The 16,189-nt window shown below is 70.4% G+C and carries 14 protein-coding genes and 3 pseudogenes; 8 read left to right on the top strand and 9 right to left on the bottom strand.

Features of this window, described 5'->3' with window-relative positions; translation table 11 throughout:
• Positions 1-156: 156 nt before the first annotated feature.
• Complete coding sequence (locus ACWEN0_RS28270; RefSeq protein ID WP_451979804.1) at positions 157-498, bottom strand: STAS domain-containing protein; 342 nt, start codon at positions 496-498, stop codon at positions 157-159.
• A complete protein-coding gene (locus ACWEN0_RS28265) occupies positions 495-911 on the bottom strand; it encodes a DUF4383 domain-containing protein (RefSeq protein ID WP_451979801.1) in 417 nt (138 codons plus the stop codon). Before ACWEN0_RS28265 ends, ACWEN0_RS28270 begins: the two co-directional genes overlap by 4 nt.
• Before the next feature lie 163 nt (positions 912-1,074).
• On the opposite strand from ACWEN0_RS28265, the gene ACWEN0_RS28260 reads away from it, so the two are divergent.
• From ACWEN0_RS28260 to ACWEN0_RS28245, 4 genes are all read left to right on the top strand, one after another.
• Complete coding sequence (locus ACWEN0_RS28260) at positions 1,075-1,509, top strand: ATP-binding protein (RefSeq protein ID WP_451979798.1); 435 nt, start codon at positions 1,075-1,077, stop codon at positions 1,507-1,509.
• Positions 1,510-2,397: 888 nt separating this feature from the next.
• Positions 2,398-3,186, top strand: coding sequence for an NAD(P)-dependent oxidoreductase (locus ACWEN0_RS28255; protein ID WP_451979795.1), 789 nt, complete (start codon positions 2,398-2,400; stop codon positions 3,184-3,186).
• A gap of 79 nt (positions 3,187-3,265) precedes the next feature.
• Complete coding sequence (locus ACWEN0_RS28250) at positions 3,266-4,411, top strand: permease (RefSeq protein WP_451979792.1); 1,146 nt, start codon at positions 3,266-3,268, stop codon at positions 4,409-4,411.
• Positions 4,412-4,734: 323 nt separating this feature from the next.
• Positions 4,735-5,103: a DUF5313 family protein gene (locus ACWEN0_RS28245; protein ID WP_451979789.1), complete on the top strand. Its 369-nt coding sequence runs from the start codon at positions 4,735-4,737 to the stop codon at positions 5,101-5,103.
• An 883-nt stretch (positions 5,104-5,986) separates the two neighbouring features.
• Here the strand turns inward: ACWEN0_RS28245 and ACWEN0_RS28240 are convergent.
• Positions 5,987-6,415 carry a SpoIIE family protein phosphatase gene (locus ACWEN0_RS28240; protein ID WP_451979786.1) on the bottom strand — a complete coding sequence of 143 codons (429 nt, stop codon included), beginning with the start codon at positions 6,413-6,415 and terminating at the stop codon, positions 5,987-5,989.
• The gene (locus ACWEN0_RS28235) at positions 6,319-6,954 is read right to left on the bottom strand and encodes a response regulator (protein ID WP_451979836.1); all 636 of its coding nucleotides are present in this window, start codon (positions 6,952-6,954) and stop codon (positions 6,319-6,321) included. Before ACWEN0_RS28235 ends, ACWEN0_RS28240 begins: the two co-directional genes overlap by 97 nt.
• A gap of 175 nt (positions 6,955-7,129) precedes the next feature.
• Between ACWEN0_RS28235 and ACWEN0_RS28230 the strand changes: the two genes are divergently transcribed.
• On the top strand, positions 7,130-7,843 hold the full coding sequence (locus ACWEN0_RS28230; RefSeq protein ID WP_451979783.1) for a response regulator transcription factor: 714 nt from the start codon (positions 7,130-7,132) through the stop codon (positions 7,841-7,843).
• Complete coding sequence (locus ACWEN0_RS28225) at positions 7,840-9,435, top strand: ATP-binding protein (RefSeq protein WP_451979780.1); 1,596 nt, start codon at positions 7,840-7,842, stop codon at positions 9,433-9,435. Before ACWEN0_RS28230 ends, ACWEN0_RS28225 begins: the two co-directional genes overlap by 4 nt.
• Here the strand turns inward: ACWEN0_RS28225 and ACWEN0_RS28220 are convergent.
• Both ACWEN0_RS28220 and ACWEN0_RS28215 read right to left on the bottom strand, forming a co-directional pair.
• Entirely contained in the window at positions 9,416-10,123 is a 708-nt protein-coding gene (locus tag ACWEN0_RS28220) for an LLM class flavin-dependent oxidoreductase (RefSeq protein WP_451979777.1), read from the bottom strand. The genes ACWEN0_RS28225 and ACWEN0_RS28220 overlap by 20 nt on opposite strands.
• Positions 10,123-12,069: an acetoacetate--CoA ligase gene (locus ACWEN0_RS28215; RefSeq protein WP_451979774.1), complete on the bottom strand. Its 1,947-nt coding sequence runs from the start codon at positions 12,067-12,069 to the stop codon at positions 10,123-10,125. The genes ACWEN0_RS28220 and ACWEN0_RS28215 overlap by 1 nt, the downstream gene beginning before the upstream one ends.
• 131 nt (positions 12,070-12,200) lie before the next feature.
• On the opposite strand from ACWEN0_RS28215, the gene ACWEN0_RS28210 reads away from it, so the two are divergent.
• Both ACWEN0_RS28210 and ACWEN0_RS28205 read left to right on the top strand, forming a co-directional pair.
• The gene (locus ACWEN0_RS28210) at positions 12,201-13,187 is read left to right on the top strand and encodes an LLM class flavin-dependent oxidoreductase (protein ID WP_451979771.1); all 987 of its coding nucleotides are present in this window, start codon (positions 12,201-12,203) and stop codon (positions 13,185-13,187) included.
• Positions 13,188-13,630: 443 nt separating this feature from the next.
• Positions 13,631-14,263: a carbonic anhydrase gene (locus ACWEN0_RS28205; protein WP_451979768.1), complete on the top strand. Its 633-nt coding sequence runs from the start codon at positions 13,631-13,633 to the stop codon at positions 14,261-14,263.
• Between the two features lie 99 nt (positions 14,264-14,362).
• On the opposite strand, the pseudogene ACWEN0_RS28200 reads toward ACWEN0_RS28205, so the two are convergent.
• The 3 pseudogenes from ACWEN0_RS28200 to ACWEN0_RS28190 all read right to left on the bottom strand — a co-directional run.
• Positions 14,363-14,782, bottom strand: a pseudogene (locus ACWEN0_RS28200) (L-threonylcarbamoyladenylate synthase); the annotation flags it as partial.
• Positions 14,783-14,963: 181 nt separating this feature from the next.
• A pseudogene (locus tag ACWEN0_RS28195) lies at positions 14,964-15,149 on the bottom strand (L-threonylcarbamoyladenylate synthase); the annotation flags it as partial.
• A 142-nt stretch (positions 15,150-15,291) separates the two neighbouring features.
• Positions 15,292-16,167, bottom strand: a pseudogene (locus ACWEN0_RS28190) (IS630 family transposase); the annotation flags it as partial.
• Positions 16,168-16,189 lie beyond the last annotated feature (22 nt).

Here is a 16,189-nt window from a genome sequence, read left to right as displayed (position 1 = left end):
ACATCGGCGACGGCGCCCTCAGCGGCAACATCGGCGCCGACCTGAGCCACCTGAGCATCGGCTCCGGCAACGACTTCCACCTGCCTCACTGACCGCCCGGAGGGGTGCGGCCTCGACTGTCCGCACCCCTCCGGACACCGGCTCGCCGACGCGGTTTCACCGTCCTGGCTCCGCACCCCCGGCCAACGGGATCACGCGGTCCAAGCCCATCGTCACGAGCTTCCGGTGCGCCGGCTCCGAGGACTCGATCCGGAGCCGGCGCCCCTCGGCGACGCAGTGCCGCGCCAGCAACACCAGCGGTGCGATGGCCTCCATGCTCAGGTAGGTCACCGCCGAGAGGTCCACGACCACGGGCACTGCCGGGGGAAGCGCGAACATGTGAATCGCGATGTCCTCGATCGCCGAGGGGTCGGCGATCTCGCCGGCAGCGCTGAGCGTGACCGGTCCCCCGGGGTGAACCGAGCCCGGCTCGTCGTGCGGGTCAACGGCAACGCTCATGGGCCTGTTCCTGTTCCGGTAGGCATCCTGTGCTCGTTCCCGCACGTTACCGGCTCGAACGGGTGAGCACGCCCGAAGCGATCGGGTCGGCTCCCAGACCGAGGTGCAGCCCAGTTGTCGGCCGTGTTGACCGGAGCGAAATCGGCAGCGCTCAAGCGGTCGATCACCAATCCGTGCACCCAGAAGACCGTGTGGTCTCCGAAAAGCCGATGGACGATGTTGTGCAGCACCGACACCATGAACAGCCCGAGCAGCATCGCCATCGAGCTGGGACCGGCGAAGGTCAGTTCGCTGGAGCGGGTGCTCACGCCGGGAACGAAATCGAGGATCCCGACCAAGAGGAACACCGCGGCCACCACCATGGCGGCGGCCTGGGCCGCCGCGTTGTTGTGCGTCTTCGACCGTGTCGTCATGTCCTGCCCCTGCCTTCCCAGGGTGTGCTGATCTGGTTCAGTCCATTCGGTGCGGCCACTTCATCGGACAGGTGAGACTTGTCCGATCGAGCGACGGACCCATCCGATCCCGCTCCCGGCACGAATTCGAACCGGAGTGGTGGTGAGGGAGGCCGGACCTGGCATGGACTTCGACGAAGAGCTGACCGGGCTGTACGGGCGAGTCGCCGCGGCCGCCGAGACGGCGGTCGATCTCGCGGGGCGGCCCGACCTACGGCAGGTCAGGAACGTAGTGGCGGAGGCTCTGACGTTCGGCGCGGACGCGGCCGACAGCTTCGGCGCCGTGCTTCTCGTGATGGACGAACTCATCGCCAACGCATACCAGCACGCCACGGCGGTACGCCGGCTGCGCGTGATCCGCGCGGCGGACACGTTGCTGGTCGAGGTCAGCGACAAGGATCCCGTGACGCAGCGGGTCCGGCAGCGCCAGTTCGGGACCGGCGGCTACGGACTCCGGCTGGTCGGCCAGCTGTCCATCGATTGGGGCGTCCGCGCGGACGGGGACGGCAAGGTGGTGTGGGCACTCGTTCCCATCAACGTACTGCCCAGCGGTCTGTGAAGGGATCGGACGCCATCCAGGTGCCGTCGGGCGCCGCCTGCCCGCCGCGCGTCCCCGCTCGGTCCCTTCGTCCCTTCGGCAGGCACAGAATCCCGTCGAAGTCCGGACTCCCATGGGCTGCTGGCTGCTCACGAGAACACCCGAGCTCTGCGACGTCTCTCGACCAGGAATTCTCGCTCGAGGTCGTCCTGCACCGGTTTTACCATCAGGTCATCCCGCCATTCAGGCGCCGCCCCCGATCCGCTCGCCGGGCATACCTCCTGAGGCGACGGGCCGCAACCGCACTACGCGAAGTTCGGCGGCAAGGTCGGCGCCTGCGTCCGGACACATCCGGTTCACCCCGCGGCCGGCTCGATCTCGGCAGTCCCGCATGTCACAGCCAAGGCCCGTCGTCGGGATCGCGCCGTGACAGCGACGTCCTCCCGACCTTGCCGACCACAAAAGGTCGCCGAAACCGGCCTCGGCGCGGTCACCGTCGTCGTTTCCGGCGAGCTCGCGTGCAGGAGCTACGCCCACGCCCGGGCGGTCCTCCCCACATCGCCCGCACCTGACGACCTGATGTGCGTAATGCCAGCTCACAGGAAGCTGCTCGCGCGCAGGCCTCACGTCTACAGTGGACGCCACAGCATGCGGTCCGCAAAACCTTTGTGGAAAAGAGGAATGACGTACCTCGACAGCCCCGAGCGGAACGAACAGACCGTGACGCACTAGCTTCGGGCACCTGACGAGGACAACTCACGTCGGACGAAAACCGTGGTCCTAACGACTCGCAGCACAAGGGGTTGGAGCTGCAAGGGCTGCTCGAAGACCCGTTCGGCAACGGGAACTTTCGCGGCGAACCGTCACCCTTGCAGGTTTCTCCCCGGCCCGGGCGGGTACCGCCGAAGCATGACCAACACCGCAGCCGTGCTCGGCACGGGACTCATGGGCAGCGGCATGGCGCGCTCCCTCGCCAAAGCCGGATTCACCGTCACCGCCTGGAACCGCACCACCGAAAAGGCTCGCCAGCTCGCCGAGGAAGGCATCACCGTCGCCGACGACCCGGCCGACGCCGTCGCGGGCGCTGACGTCGTGCTCACCATGCTCTTCGACACCGACGCGGTCGCCGACATCATGGGCCGGGTACTGCCCGCTTTCGGGCCGGACACCGTGTGGGTCCAGTCGGGTACCGTCGGCCTCGCCGGCACCGCCCGTCTCGCCGACCTCGCTCGCGAACACGGCACCTCGTTCGTCGACGCCCCGGTCTTGGGCACCAAGCAACCGGCCGAGGAAGGCAAGCTCATCGTCCTCGCCGGCGGCCCCGCCGACCTGAAGGACGCCGTGTCCCCGGTATTCGACGCCATCGGCGCCCGCACGGTGTGGGTCGGCGAGCAGCCGGGCGACGGACACCGGCTCAAGCTCGCCGCCAACGCCTGGGTGCTGTCGGTCACCGCCGCCACCGCACAGAGCGTCGCGCTCGCCGACCGGCTCGGCATCGACCCCGGCGGGTTCCTCGACGTGATCGGCGGCGGCCCGCTCGACTGCGCCTACGCCCAGCTCAAGGGCAAGGCCATGATCTCCGACGAGCTCGAGCCGTCGTTCGGGCTCGGCGGCGCGGTGAAGGACAGCGCTCTCATCCTCGACGCGATGCGCGACGCCGGCGTCGACGACCGGCTGATGACCGCCCTGCACGCCTAATACGCCGCCGCCGAAGACGAACACGGCGACGAGGACATGGCCGCCGTCATCCACGTCGCCACCGGGTCGCACTGACGCGATGTGGGCGGCGATCGGCCGGGCGCTGGCGATGACCGGCTCCATGCTCTGGGAAATCCTGTGGGCCTTGATCCTTGGTTTTGCGCTGTCGGCGGTCGTGCAGGCCGTGGTGCGCAAGGCGACCATCGCAAGACTGCTCGGCGACGACCGGCCGCGCACCCTCGCGGTGGCCGCAGGGCTGGGTGCGGCCTCGTCGTCGTGCTCCTACGCTGCGGTCGCGCTGGCCCGCTCACTGTTCCGCAAGGGCTCGCACTTCACCGCGGCGATGGCGTTCGAGATCGGCTCGACCAATCTCGTCGCCGAGCTCGGCGTCATCCTCGCCCTGCTGCTGGGCTGGCGGTTCACCGTCGCGGAGTTCGTCGGCGGGCCCATCATGATCGTGGCGCTGGCCGTGCTGTTCCGGCTGTTCGTCCGCGGACGTCTCCTGGAGAAGGCCCGGGAACAGGCCGAGCGTGGCCTGGCCGGGTCGATGGAGGGCCACGCGGCCATGGACATGTCCGTCCACCGGGAGGGGTCTTTCCTGGCCCGGTTCGGTTCGGGTGAAGGCTTCACCGCGGTGGCGCACGTGTTCGTCATGGAATGGGCGGCGATCCTGCGCGACCTGGTGATCGGGTTGCTCATCGCCGGCGCGGTCGGGGCGTGGGTGCCGGACTCCTGGTGGCACGCCCTGTTCTTCGAAGGTCACCCCGTCCTGTCGGCGGTGTGGGGTCCTCTGATCGGGCCGGTCGTGGCGATCCTGTCGTTCGTCTGCTCGGTGGCGAACGCGCCGTTGGCGGCGGTGCTGTGGAACGGCGGCATCAGCTTCGGCGGTGTGGTTTCGTTCCTGTTCGCCGATCTGCTGATCCTGCCGATCCTGAACATCTACCGGAAGTACTACGGCGTGCGCATGATGCTGGTGCTGCTCGGTACTTTCTACGCCGCGATGGTCGTGGCCGGCTACGCAGTCGAGCTCCTCTTCGGCGCCACCGGGTTCACCCCAACGGCTCGGGACGCCACCGTGCTGGACCGCGGGATCTCCTGGAACTACACGACCTGGCTGAACGTCGCCGTCCTGGCGCTCGCGGCGGTGCTGCTGGTCCGGTTCGCCCGCACCGGCGGCCTGCCGATGCTCAAGATGATGAACGGCGACCCCGCCGGCAAAAAGTAGTCAAGCGCCCGACACCGCCGCTGCGGCGAGCGACAGCTCCCACGTGCGGCCCACGATCCCGCCAACGAGCCGCGAGCGGAATTGCGCCCGCGAGGCACCCACGGCGTTCGGCCGACCCGCTCGGCCCGGCGATGTCCTCGACGATCAGCGAGCCGACGTCCGTGTGCGGCGCGGCGAGCCACACCAGCGGTGGCGTCGTCAGCTCATGACCGAACGTGAGGCAGAGGCCGACGTGGATTGTGACCGCCGAGGACCTTCGGGCAGCTCCACGCGGCAGGCGACGAACCGGATTGCCGCAGCGTCGAGTGGGTAACCCGGCATGCATGGAAATGCACCGACCGGGACCCGTGCGGTGGATCGGCTATGTCTACGGACGGCGACTGCCGGATCGCTACCGTGAGTGGGTACTGCACGACGCCACCGCCCGCACCTGGCTACTACGCTTCGCCGCGCGCGTGTGCTTCGAAGCACTTCCGTGGTTGGGCGTGGTGTTCCTCCTGTTGACCACCCTCACCCCGCTACCGGTGGGGTTCGTGCTCGGCGGGCTGGCATTGAGCCTGGTGTTGAGCCTGTTCTTCACCATCACCAGCGCGGATGAGCTCGCCGAAGTCCGGCTGGGCAAGCACGGCTTCCCCCGCGGCACGGGGAAGCGCGTCCGAGCGGAGCAAGGCCGCCCTGCCACCTGGCCTTGAGCGATGTTTGTCGAGCGCCCGAAGAGGGAATTCTCTTCGAATGCGACGCACCGAATCGAGGCGGCGCGGGCCGAGGAGCGGTAGGACGGTCATCTTCCTCGGCGACTCGCTGCAGCTGAGCAATACCTTGCACGCGGCCGAGGCGGCACGTTTCACACCTATCGAAGTACCGCACGCCGAGCTGGTCTGTGCTGTGGTGGATGACTACGTCCTTGCCGGTCATGGCACGTCGGCTGACGCGGCGGTGCTTCGCCGGGTGCAGGCGCTCGGTTTGCCGTGTGTGTCTCCCCTCCAGGCGATGATCTGGTTCGGAGCGAGTTGTTCCCGGTCGGCTCCGGGTCGGCGCCGAGCCGTGCTGCGGAGCCTGCTAACGGGCTGAAGCAAGCGGGCTCGACCGTTCCGGCTCACATCGTCGGGCAGCCTCCGGCGACAGTCTCGAAGATCTGCCGCTTGGTGTTCGCCAAACGGTTCGGAAGCGTTGCGATGCCGTCCCGGTCGGCGCGGCTCGTTGATCGCCGTCTCGCGCGGACTGCCGTCGGCTTTCGCCTGGCAGCAGCCTGCCGCTGCAACACCCACAGCCGACGCAGTCGATGCCGGCGCTCGCCGAGTGAAAGCTCGTCGCGCTCGCGGAGGTCGTCGATGACGCGGCAGGAACCTGGCGCAATTGCCGTTGCCGGCCCTTCCACAGTCTCTTGCGAAGCGCGCGGAGACAGCATGGGTGGGCATTCCGGGGCTGGCAGCCAAGGCCGGCTGGTGCAGCGTGTCTTCGACCAGATGCCGTTGATCCTCGCGAAGATCACGCTCGACGAGGCCGCCCTCGACCAGCTGGCCTGCCTCCGCGGCCCCTCTGCCGCCGATCTGGTGATTCACCTGCGCCCGCGGCTCAAGCCCGTCGGCGTAGAGTGCCGCCACGAAACGGACACGCCGCACCCGTGTCGGGCGGGCGCGGGTCACGCCGATGCGTTACCGGCCGCGCGATCTCCTCTTCGGCCAGCACGGCCAATTCTTCGTGGCCCAGCCGGTCGCCACGCGCGGTCCGGCCCTCGAAGATCCCGTCGGTGTAGAGCAGCAGCGACCAACCCGCGGTCAAGAACACCTCGGTCTGCCGCCGGGGTCTTCGCGACGGCACGCCCGGCGGGCCGAGGGCGGTCGGGGGAAGGAGCGCGGCTGGGCGGTCCGCCGGCAGCAGCAGGGGTGGCGGGTGACCGGCCCGCGTCATCCGCGCGGACGTCCGGTCCGGCGCGACCGTGAAAGTGCACACGGTGCCCGACAGCGGCTCGATCTGCTCGTTCTCCAGGACCCGCTCGACCATGGGCAAGACACCAGCACGAGCGCCCGCCACGTGCTCCGCAGGGCCACCCCGAGCGCGGCCTCGTCCGGCCCGTGGCCGCCGACGTCGCCGATGATCACCTCGACCGTGCCGTCAGCCAGCTCGACGGTGTCGTAAAAATCCCCGCCGAGCAGGGCGCCGTCGCGGCCCGGCCGGTAGCGGACGTCAAGATCGAGCCGCGGATCCTCGAGCAGTGGAGTGGGGCGGACGCCGCAATCGAGGCGCGCGTTTTCCCCCGCGAGCATCTGCTGTTCCAGCAGGTGCTCTTCGACGCCGTCCGCGCGGGCCCGTTCCCAGGCGTAGCGTATGGCCAGCATCAGCAGGTGGTCGTCGACCTGGTCCTTGCCGAGGTCGTCCTGCGCGCCGGCAGCGACCGCCGCCACGCCGGTCGCGGTGTCGTTCTGGCCGGTCAACACCACGACGGCCACCTCGGGACGGTGCCGGCGCAACCTCCTGAGCGTGGTCAGGCCGGTCGCGTCCGGCAGCTGGAGGTCGAGCAGGGCGCAGTCGACGCCGGCCACGTGTGCCGGCGCCCAGGACCCGCACCCGCGGGATCGTGACCTGATCGGCTCGGCCGGCAGGTCGGCGAGCACCCAGGAGCCACCCAGTCCGGCCGATCTGGCTCCTTCTCCGCAGGTGAGGCACCATGGGCGGGGACCGCAGCGCAGCGGTCCCCCACCCGGGGAAGGAGCCGCGATGGATGCTACCGCGACGCCGGCCGATCGGCGCAATGCCGTCGGGCGGCTGGTCCTGGTCGTCGATGATGATCCACGCGTGCGGACCGTCGTCACCTGGCAGCTGGAGGCCGAAGGGTTCCGGGTCGCCGAAGCCGCCGACGGGCGCCGGGCCCTCGAGACCATCGAACGCGAGCAGCTCGACCTCGTCATCCTGGACCTCGCCCTGCCCGGCGTCGGCGGGCTCGACGTGCTGCGGCGGCTGCGGGACCGCGAGCGGTCCGCCGGCGGCGCCGCACTGCCGGTGATCGTCCTGTCGGGCCGCAGCGGCGAGACCGACCGGATCGTCGGGCTCGACCTAGGGGCCGACGACTACCTCGTGAAGCCCTTCTCTCCCGGCGAGCTGGCCGCCCGCGTGCGCTCGGTGCTGCGGCGGGCCGTACCCGCGTCGCCGGTGACCGCGGCCGGACTGCGGATCGACCACGCCGCGCGCGAAGTCTTCCTCGACGGCCGCGAAATCGCCGCGACCGCCAAGGAGTTCGACCTGCTGGTGTTTCTCGCCGCCCGCCCGCGGCAGGTGTTCACCCGCGCCCAGCTGCTCGAACGCGTCTGGGCCAGCGCCGCCGAGTGGCAGAGCGAAGCCACCGTCACCGAACACGTCCACCGGCTGCGCCAGAAGCTCGGGCCCCGGCTCGTGCGAACCGTCCGCGGCGTCGGCTACCGGTTCGAGCCGTGACCGGCGTCCACGAGGCCGTCGGCGACACCGAGGCGCTGCTGCGGGTGCAGTCCGACGTCCTGGAACGGATCGCGGGCGGGACACCGCTGGCCGCGGTGCTGACCGAGGTCGCGACCGCGCTCGAGCGGCTCATGCCCGGCTGCCGCTGCTCGATCCTGCTGCTCGACCCGGCGTCGGCGACGCTGCGCCACGGCGCGGCACCCTCTCTGCCCGCGGCCTACTCCGCGAGCATCGACGGGCTCGCCATAGGCCGGGACGCCGGCTCCTGCGGGGCAGCGGCTTATCTCGGCGTGCCGGTCGTCGCCGAGGACGTCACCACCGACCCTCGCTGGGTGCGCTTCCGCGACCTAGCGGGCGCCCACCGGCTGCGGGCCTGCTGGTCGACGCCGATCCGCGGCCGGGCGGGGGTCGTCGGCACGTTCGCCGTCTACCACGAACGGACCCACCAGCCGACGCCCCGCGAACGCGACCTCGTCGACCGGCTCACCCACCTCGCGTCGGTGGCCATCGACCACGACGCGCTGTTCGGCGCGCTGGCCGACAGCGAAGAGCGGTTCCGGCGAGCCTTCGACGACAACGTGACCGGCATGGCCATCACCGAGCCTGACGGCGCCGTGACCCGGACCAACGAAGCCCTGCGAGACCTGCTCGGACGCACCGAATCCGAACTCGACGGCACCCGTCTCGACGAACTGCTCGCCCCGGCCGGCGCCCCGCCGTACGAGGCGACCCTGCACCACCCCGACGGACGCACGTTGGACGTCGTCGTCTCGGTGTCCCCGGTGGCCGGGCCCGACGGCCGGCCCGTCCGGCTGATCGCCAACGTCCTCGACGTCACCCAGCGCCGCGCCGCCGAGCGGGAACGCCGCGGCCGCCGCGAGGCCGAAGTGGCCCGCCAGGCCGCCGAACAAGCCAGCCTGGCCAAGACCGACTTCGTCGCCGCCCTCGGCCACGAGCTGCGCACGCCGCTGCAGGCCGTCACCGGGTTCACCGAGCTGCTGGGTTCGCTCGACCTGCCGCCGGAACGCCGGAAGGCGGCGCTGGAACACATCAGCACGGCCGCCGGGCACATCCTGGCGATGGTGGACGACGTCCTGGACGTCGCGCGGATCGAGGCCCGCGCGCTGCCGCTGCACCCGGCCGACATCGACGTCACGGCGGTGGTCACCGACGTCGCGCACCTGCTGGAGCCGCTCGCCGACGCCGAAGACGTCCACCTGCGCGACGAGTGCGCCCCGGTCTCGGCGCATTGCGACGAGCGGCGGCTCAAGCAGGTGCTGCTGAACCTCGCGGGCAACGCCGTCCGCTACAACCGGCCGGGCGGCACCGTCACCTTCACCACTCGGACCGAGGACAGCGCCGCGGTCGTAACGGTCGCCGACCGCGGCCGCGGCATCGCGGCGGACCACCTGGAGCGGCTGTTCACGCCGTTCGACCGGCTCGGCGCCGACACCGGCCAAGGCGTCGGCCTGGGCCTGCCCCTCGCGAAAGGACTTACCGAAGCGATGGGCGGGCAGCTCACGGTGACCAGCGAAGCGGGCGAAGGCACAACGGTCGAAGTGCGGCTGCCCCTCACGAGAGCAACGCCCTGACCCGCGCGGGATCAGGTCCCTCCGGCGCGATCAGCACGACGGCATCGTCGAAGCCCGCTTCGGCATAGCGCCGCAGCACCTCGCGCGCCGAGCCGAAATCGTCCACTTCGGACACCGGGATGGCGCACACGATCGCCCGGCCGCCGCCGGCGGCGCGGAAACGTTCGTGGGCTTCGATGATCTGCTCGGGGGTGCGGCGGTACGCCGAAGCCAGCCAGCCGTCGAATTCCCGGGCCGCCCGTTCGACGTTGGCGCCCCACGAACCGAGCAGCAGCGGTGGTCCGCTGGAATCCAGCAGCTCACGCAGCCGCGGCACGGTCTCACGGAAGACCCGGAACCGCGCGGAGTAGTCCCGGTCGAGGGCCGCGTAGTCGAGGGCGGTCGACCCCGGGCTGACGCCGAGGGCCAGCCGGTCGCCGCACACCGACCGCAGCGACCGGATGCGGTGGGCGAGGTCGGCGGGATGGTGCAGCGGCACCTGCACGGTGGCCGTCCCCAGCTCCACGCCGTCGGTGACCGTGGCGGCGACCGCCAGCGTCACGAACGGGTCCGGCACGAAGAAGCCGCGCCCGATGATCTGCGGTGTCCACAAGCTCTCGAAACCCGCGCCCGCCAACCGTTTCGCCCATTCCGCGACCGCGATCGGCGGCCCCGGGGACAGCCGGGAGAGCGTCACACCCAAACGCATCAGCGGACCCGCTGCTCGGCGAAGCGCGCGTACCAGCGCAACGCGTCCGGGTCGTCGACGGACGCGAGGTTCACGGCCTGCTCCACCGCCTTGCCCGACAACAGTTTCTTGATCGGCACCTCCAGCCGCTTGCCGCTCAGCGTGTGCGGCACGGCCGGCGCCTCGACGATCTCGTCGGGGACGTGCCGAGCGGTCAGGCGGGTCCGCAGCGTCGTGACGATCTTCTCGCGGAGCGCGTCGTCGAGCGCGTGGCCCGGCGCGGGAACCACGAACAGCCCGAGCCAATAGCCGTCGTCGGGCAGGTCGACGCCGATCACCAAGGTTTCGGTGATCTCCGGCTGGGTTTCCAGCACGTCGTAGAAGTCGCTGCTGCCCAGCCGCACCCCGTGGCGGTTGAGCGTCGAGTCCGACCGGCCGTGGATGGAGACGCTGCCGTCGGCGTGGACCGTCACCCAGTCGCCGTGGCGCCACACGCCAGGCCAGGTGTCGAAATACGACTCGGTGTAGCGGACGGCACCGGGATCGTTCCACAGGGACACCGGCATCGACGGCATCGGCTGCGTGACAACGAGGTCGCCGACCGCGTCGACCACTGGGCGGCCGTCCTCGTCCCAGGCTGCGCAGTCGACGCCGGCGAGCCGCCCGCCGATGCGGCCCACCCGGACCGGGTCGTACTCGCTGGCGCCGACGAACGACCCGGAGATGTCGGTGCCGCCGCTGGTCGAGTCGATCCGCAGGTCCGCGCGCACGTGCTCGGCGATCCAGTGGTAGCCCGCCGCGGGCAGGGCGGACCCGCTGACCAGCACGTGCCGCAGCCGGCCGAAGTCGTTGTGCTGCCGGGGTGAGACTCCGGTGTTCGCGGTCGCGGTGACGACGGCGGCGCCGAGCAGCAGGACGTCGCCCCGCGCGGCGACGGCCCAGATCGCGCCGGCCGGGTGGGTTGGGCTGCCCTCGTAGAGCGTGATGGCCGCGCCCTGGGTGAGCGCGCCCAGCTGCATGTTCCACAGCGCCCAGCCGGTCGAGGTGAACGCGCACATCCGCTCGCCGGCCCGCAGCCCGCAGTAGAGCCCGGACCACTTGAGCCCTTCCAGCGTGATGCCGCCGTGGCCGTGCACCAGTCCCTTGGGCGTGCCGGTGGTGCCGGAGGTGAACAGCACCCACAGCGGGTGGGAGAACTCGACCGGCTCGAACTCGAGGGGCTCGTCGCGGGCGAGCAGGTCGGCCCACGGCGTCGAACCCGCGGGGAGTGGCCGGTCGAACACGTACGGGACGTGCACGAAGTGCCGCAGGCCTGGCAGTTCCTCGCGCAGTCGCGCGACGACGTCGGCGCGGTCGATCTCCTTGCCGTTCCAGTGGTAGCCGTCGGCCGCGATGAGCACGGTGGGTTCGAGCTGGGCGAGACGCCCGATGGTGCCTTCGGCGCCGAAGTCCGGGGAGCAGCACGCCCACACCGCGCCGACGGCGGCGGTGGCCAGGCAGGCGATCACCGCGTGCTCGGTGTTGGGCAGGTAGGCGCCGACCCGATCGCCGGGACGCACGCCGGCGCGGCGGAGCCAGCCCGCCGCGCTCGCGACCGACCGGCGCAGCTCGCCGAAGGTGATCTCCCGCTCGACCAGGTGATCCTCTCGCACGCACATCAGCGCGGACGCGTCGTCCTCGCCGTGCCGCAGTGCGTGCTGGGCCCAGTTGAGCCGTCCGCCGGGGAACCACCGGGTGTGCGGCATGGGGTCGGCCGTGCGCACCCGCGTCCAGTTCGCCGAGAAGGCGACGTCGTAGTAGTCGACGATCGAGAGCCAGAACCGGCCCAGATCCGCGACCGACCAGGCCCACAGCGCGTCGTGATCCGGGAAAGCGCGTCCCTCGCGCTCCTCCAGCCAGTTCAGGTACGCGCGCAACGCGGACTTCTCGATGCGATCCGCCGTGGGGCTCCAGAGCGTCTCGGCCATGTGAGGAACATAGAGGCAGAGCGCGGTTCCGCTCGGCGTTGTTGATGGGGATTTGAGAATCGTGTGTGCCCGGGTTGAGCCGGCCGCGACACGATCATCGGCGACGACGCCGTCACGAGGAGGCCGGACGCATGAAGCTCGCCCTGTACCTGCCCAACTTCCGCGACGAGGTCACGGTCAAGGAGCTGGAAGACCTGACCGCGCTGGCCGAGGACCTCGACTTCGACTCCGTCTGGACACTTGACCGCGTGTCCGTCCCGGAGACCTCCGACCGCGCGGAGCTGCAGTACCCGTTCGGCATGATGAGCGATCTGCCCAACGCCCTGCCCGTGATCTCCCGCGGCAAGTGGTTCCAGGGCATGACGCTGATCCCCTGGCTCGCCGCGAAGACCACGAAGGTCCGCATCGGGATGAGCATCATCGACACGCCGTACCGCTCCCCCGGCGTGCTAGCGGCCGAGCTCGCCACCCAGGACCACCTGTCCGGCGGCCGGCTCAACGTCGGCATCGGCTCCGGCTGGATGCCGGAGGAATTCGCCGCGGCCAGCGTCCCGCACCTGTTCCCGCGCCGCCACGCCCACGTTCGCGAGACGATCGAGATCATGCAGGGCATCTGGTCCAACGAGCTGTTCGAGTACCACGGCGAGTTCGCGGACTTCCCGCTGTCGGGCTTCGGGCACAAGCCGCTGCAGGAGCAGCCGCCGATCTTCTTCTCCGGGTTAAAAGACCCGAAGCGCTCGGCCAAGCGCATCGCGAAGTACGGCCTGCAGGGCTGGATCGGCATCCAGGACACTCCGGAGGACATCCGGCGCTGGAAGGGCGAGATGGAGCGCGAGCTGGGCGAGCTCGGCCGCGGCTTCCCCGACGGGTTCGAGATGTGCAGCATGATCTGGTTCGTCATCACCGACGAGCCGATGGACCAGAGCCCGAAGGGCAAGGGCACGAACCTGCTGGCGGGCAGCGCCCAGCAGATCGAAGACATCCTCAAGCGGTACAAGGAAGCCGGGATGACGATGCCGCTGCTGTGGCCGCCGTTCCGCGACGTCCCGACGGCCAAGACACTGGACGACCTCAAGCGGCTGACCGAAGAGATCATGCCGAAGGTGAACGCCTCGTAGCTGCGCGCCGAAACGGCAATTCGACTTCGCCCGGACACTCGAGGTCGGCTGCGGCCGCCTCGCCGCCGACACCGTGATGCTGACGCCGGCCCGCGTCAGCGCTCGGCATCGGCGGCGAGGCACTGGAGCCGGCACCGGCAGCGCGACCACGCTGAAGCCGGCGCGATAGTCCGCTGCCCGGCGATGTAGATTCTCGAGAACGTGCAGTCCAGCCGCGGCGGGCCCTGCAACACGCCCCCAGCAGCGAGGTCGCCGAGACAGTGAGCACCCGCGTCCCGTCCAGGTAGTGGACGTCGACTCCGGACGTTCAGGTGCTTCGCCGGTCCTGTCAACGTGCTCCGCCACGCAAGCCACGAAACGAACTCCGCCGCCCGCGGCGGCGGAATTTCAACGGTCAAGCTAGGTCAGCTCGGCCCGGCGAACCCTTCCCTTAGGCTGTAGCCATGGCCAAGATCGAGTCGCCTGCCCCTGCTGAAGCGTTCGAGATGCTGCGTGCCGGCAACCGCCGATTCGTGGCGGGCGCTCCTGAGCACCCGAACCAGGACGCGGCACGCCGCGCCGAGGTCAAGCCCGGCCAGGCCCCGTTCGCCGTGCTGTTCGGCTGTTCCGACTCCCGGTTGGCCGCCGAGATCATCTTCGATCGCGGCCTCGGCGACCTGTTCGTGGTCCGCACCGCAGGTCATGTCGCGGGCCCGGAGGTGCTGGGCAGCATCGAGTACGGGGTGGCGGTGCTGGACTGCCCGCTGGTGGTGGTCCTCGGTCACGACTCGTGCGGCGCGGTCGGCGCCGCCTCCGCCGCGCTCGAGGACGGCGTGACTCCCGGCGGGTACATCCGGGACGTCGTCGAGCGGGTGACGCCCAGCGTGCTCGCGGCGCGAGCCGCCGGCCGGGTCGACGCCGACGAGGTCCTCGCCGAGCACGTCCGGCACACCGTGGACCTGCTGTTGGAACGCTCCCGTGTGCTCGCCGAGCGGGTCGACGCGGGCCAGGCGGCGGTCGTGGGCTTGTGCTATCGGCTGGCCGACGGCCGCGCGGACGTGGTGGCCGCGCACGGCGTGGACGTCACGGCCTCCTGAGTGCGTCGCTTGCGACTCCATCAGTGGGGCTTGACGGGGACCGGCGGCGCGGCGGAGCCGGTTGGCGATCGCGACTCCGAGTCCCTCCTCCGCCGGCAGCGACGCGATGATCACGTCGCAGCCCAGCTGGTCGAGTTCGCGCAGGAACCCGTACAGCCGGCGCGCATAAGCGGCCATCGATTCCGGCACCGCCACGACCGCGTGCGCCTTCACCGGGGTATCGGCCAGGCACGGCGGAAGGAAGACCCCGGCTTGGTGGCCCTGCTCTTGTGCCCGCTTAGCCTCGGCGGCGATCGTGGCGGGCTCGACCAGGATCACCGTCGCGCGGGGCGCGTAGTGCGACGGGTGCCGGCCCGGCACCCGGATGGGGCTCGTCGAGTCGGCTGAGACCGGGCGCCCGAGCACCGCTTCGAGGTCCTCGGGCGTCACCCCGCCGGGCCGGAGGATCTTCGGGACCGGCCCGGTCGCGTCGACGATCGTCGATTCCACGCCGACCTCGCACGGACCTCCGTCCAGCACGAAATCGACGTCCGTGCCGAGTTCGAGGCGGACGTGGTCGGCCGTGGTGGGCTGACCGAGCCGAAGCGGTTGGCGGACGGAGCGGCGACACCGCCGCCGAAGGCCGACAGCAGTTCGAGCGCGACCGGGTGTGCGGGCCCCGCAGAGCCACCGTCTCCAATCCCCCGGTGACCTCCAGCGGTACCCGGTCGCCACGTCGCAGGACCAAGGTGAGGGGACCCGGCCACAGGCTCTCGGCCAGCACACGCGCCGCGTCGAAAACGCCGGAAACCCAGCTATCCAGCTGCTCCGCAGCACCGATGTGCACGATCAACGGATGCGAAGGCGGCCGTATCGCCACCCTCGCCGACGACGCCGGGGCCGGCATACCCGGCAACCGGCGCGAGCGTCGCAACCGCGTCGACGCGCTGCGCCCGCTGGGCGGCGCGGCGACCGGCCTGGCCGTCGGCGCGGCCGCCGGTGGCCTGTGCGCTCTCGGCGTGCGGCTGCCCACGGCCATCGGTGGACCGCACTTCGACCAGGTTGAGCCAGGAGCCCGAGGTAGGCGTGAAGTGCAACGTGATCCTCGGGTTTCTGACCAACCAGTCGTTGACCTCGGCGTGCTTGTGGGTGTGGTAGTTGTCCAGCACGACATGCAGTTCGCAGCGCGGGTAGGCCTTGGCGACCTTCTTGAGGAAGTCGAGGAACTCCGCTTTGCCGTGCCGGTCATAGCACTGGTCGATGACCTTCCCGGTCGCGATCTCCAGAGCCGCGAACAAGGTCGTGGTCCCGTTGCGTTTGTAGTCGTGGGTGGCCTTCTCCGGCAGTCCGGGACGCAGCGGCAGCATCGGCGCGGTGCGGTTTAGCGCCTGGATCTGAGACTTCTCGTCCACGCACAGCACCAGCGCCTTCTCCGGCGGATTCAGGTAGAGGCCGACCACGTCCCGGACCTTGGCCTCCAGTTCCGGGTCGGTGGAGAACTTGAACGTCTCCTGCCGCCACGGCTGCACGTGATACGTGCGCCACGCTCTGGCCACGGTCGCGTCCCCGATCCCGAGGTGCCGGCCCAGCAGCCGGCTCGACCAGTGCGTTACCGCCAAGGATTCCGGTGGCGGTTCCAGCGTGGCGGCGATAATGGAGGCGTCGTCGACGATCTTCGGTCGCCCGGGACGCGGCTCGTCATCCAACCCCGCCAGGCCCTGTTCGGCGAAGCGGTCACGCCACTTGATCACCGTCGGACGGGACACCCCGACCAGTCGCGCCGTGCCCGCGGTGCCATGCCCATCCGCCACCGCCAACACGATCCGTGCTCGCTCGACATGACTCACCCGGATCGCCCGGGACCGCGTCCACGACTCCAAAATGGCCCGGTCCTCGCCACTGACCATCAAACCCGACAAAGGCATGACCCATCATCGCAAACCCACA

Source organism: Amycolatopsis sp. NPDC004378 (genome assembly GCF_053602455.1).
The sequence above is the reverse complement of the archived record's forward strand: the minus strand, read 5'-3'. Positions and strand labels throughout refer to the sequence as shown.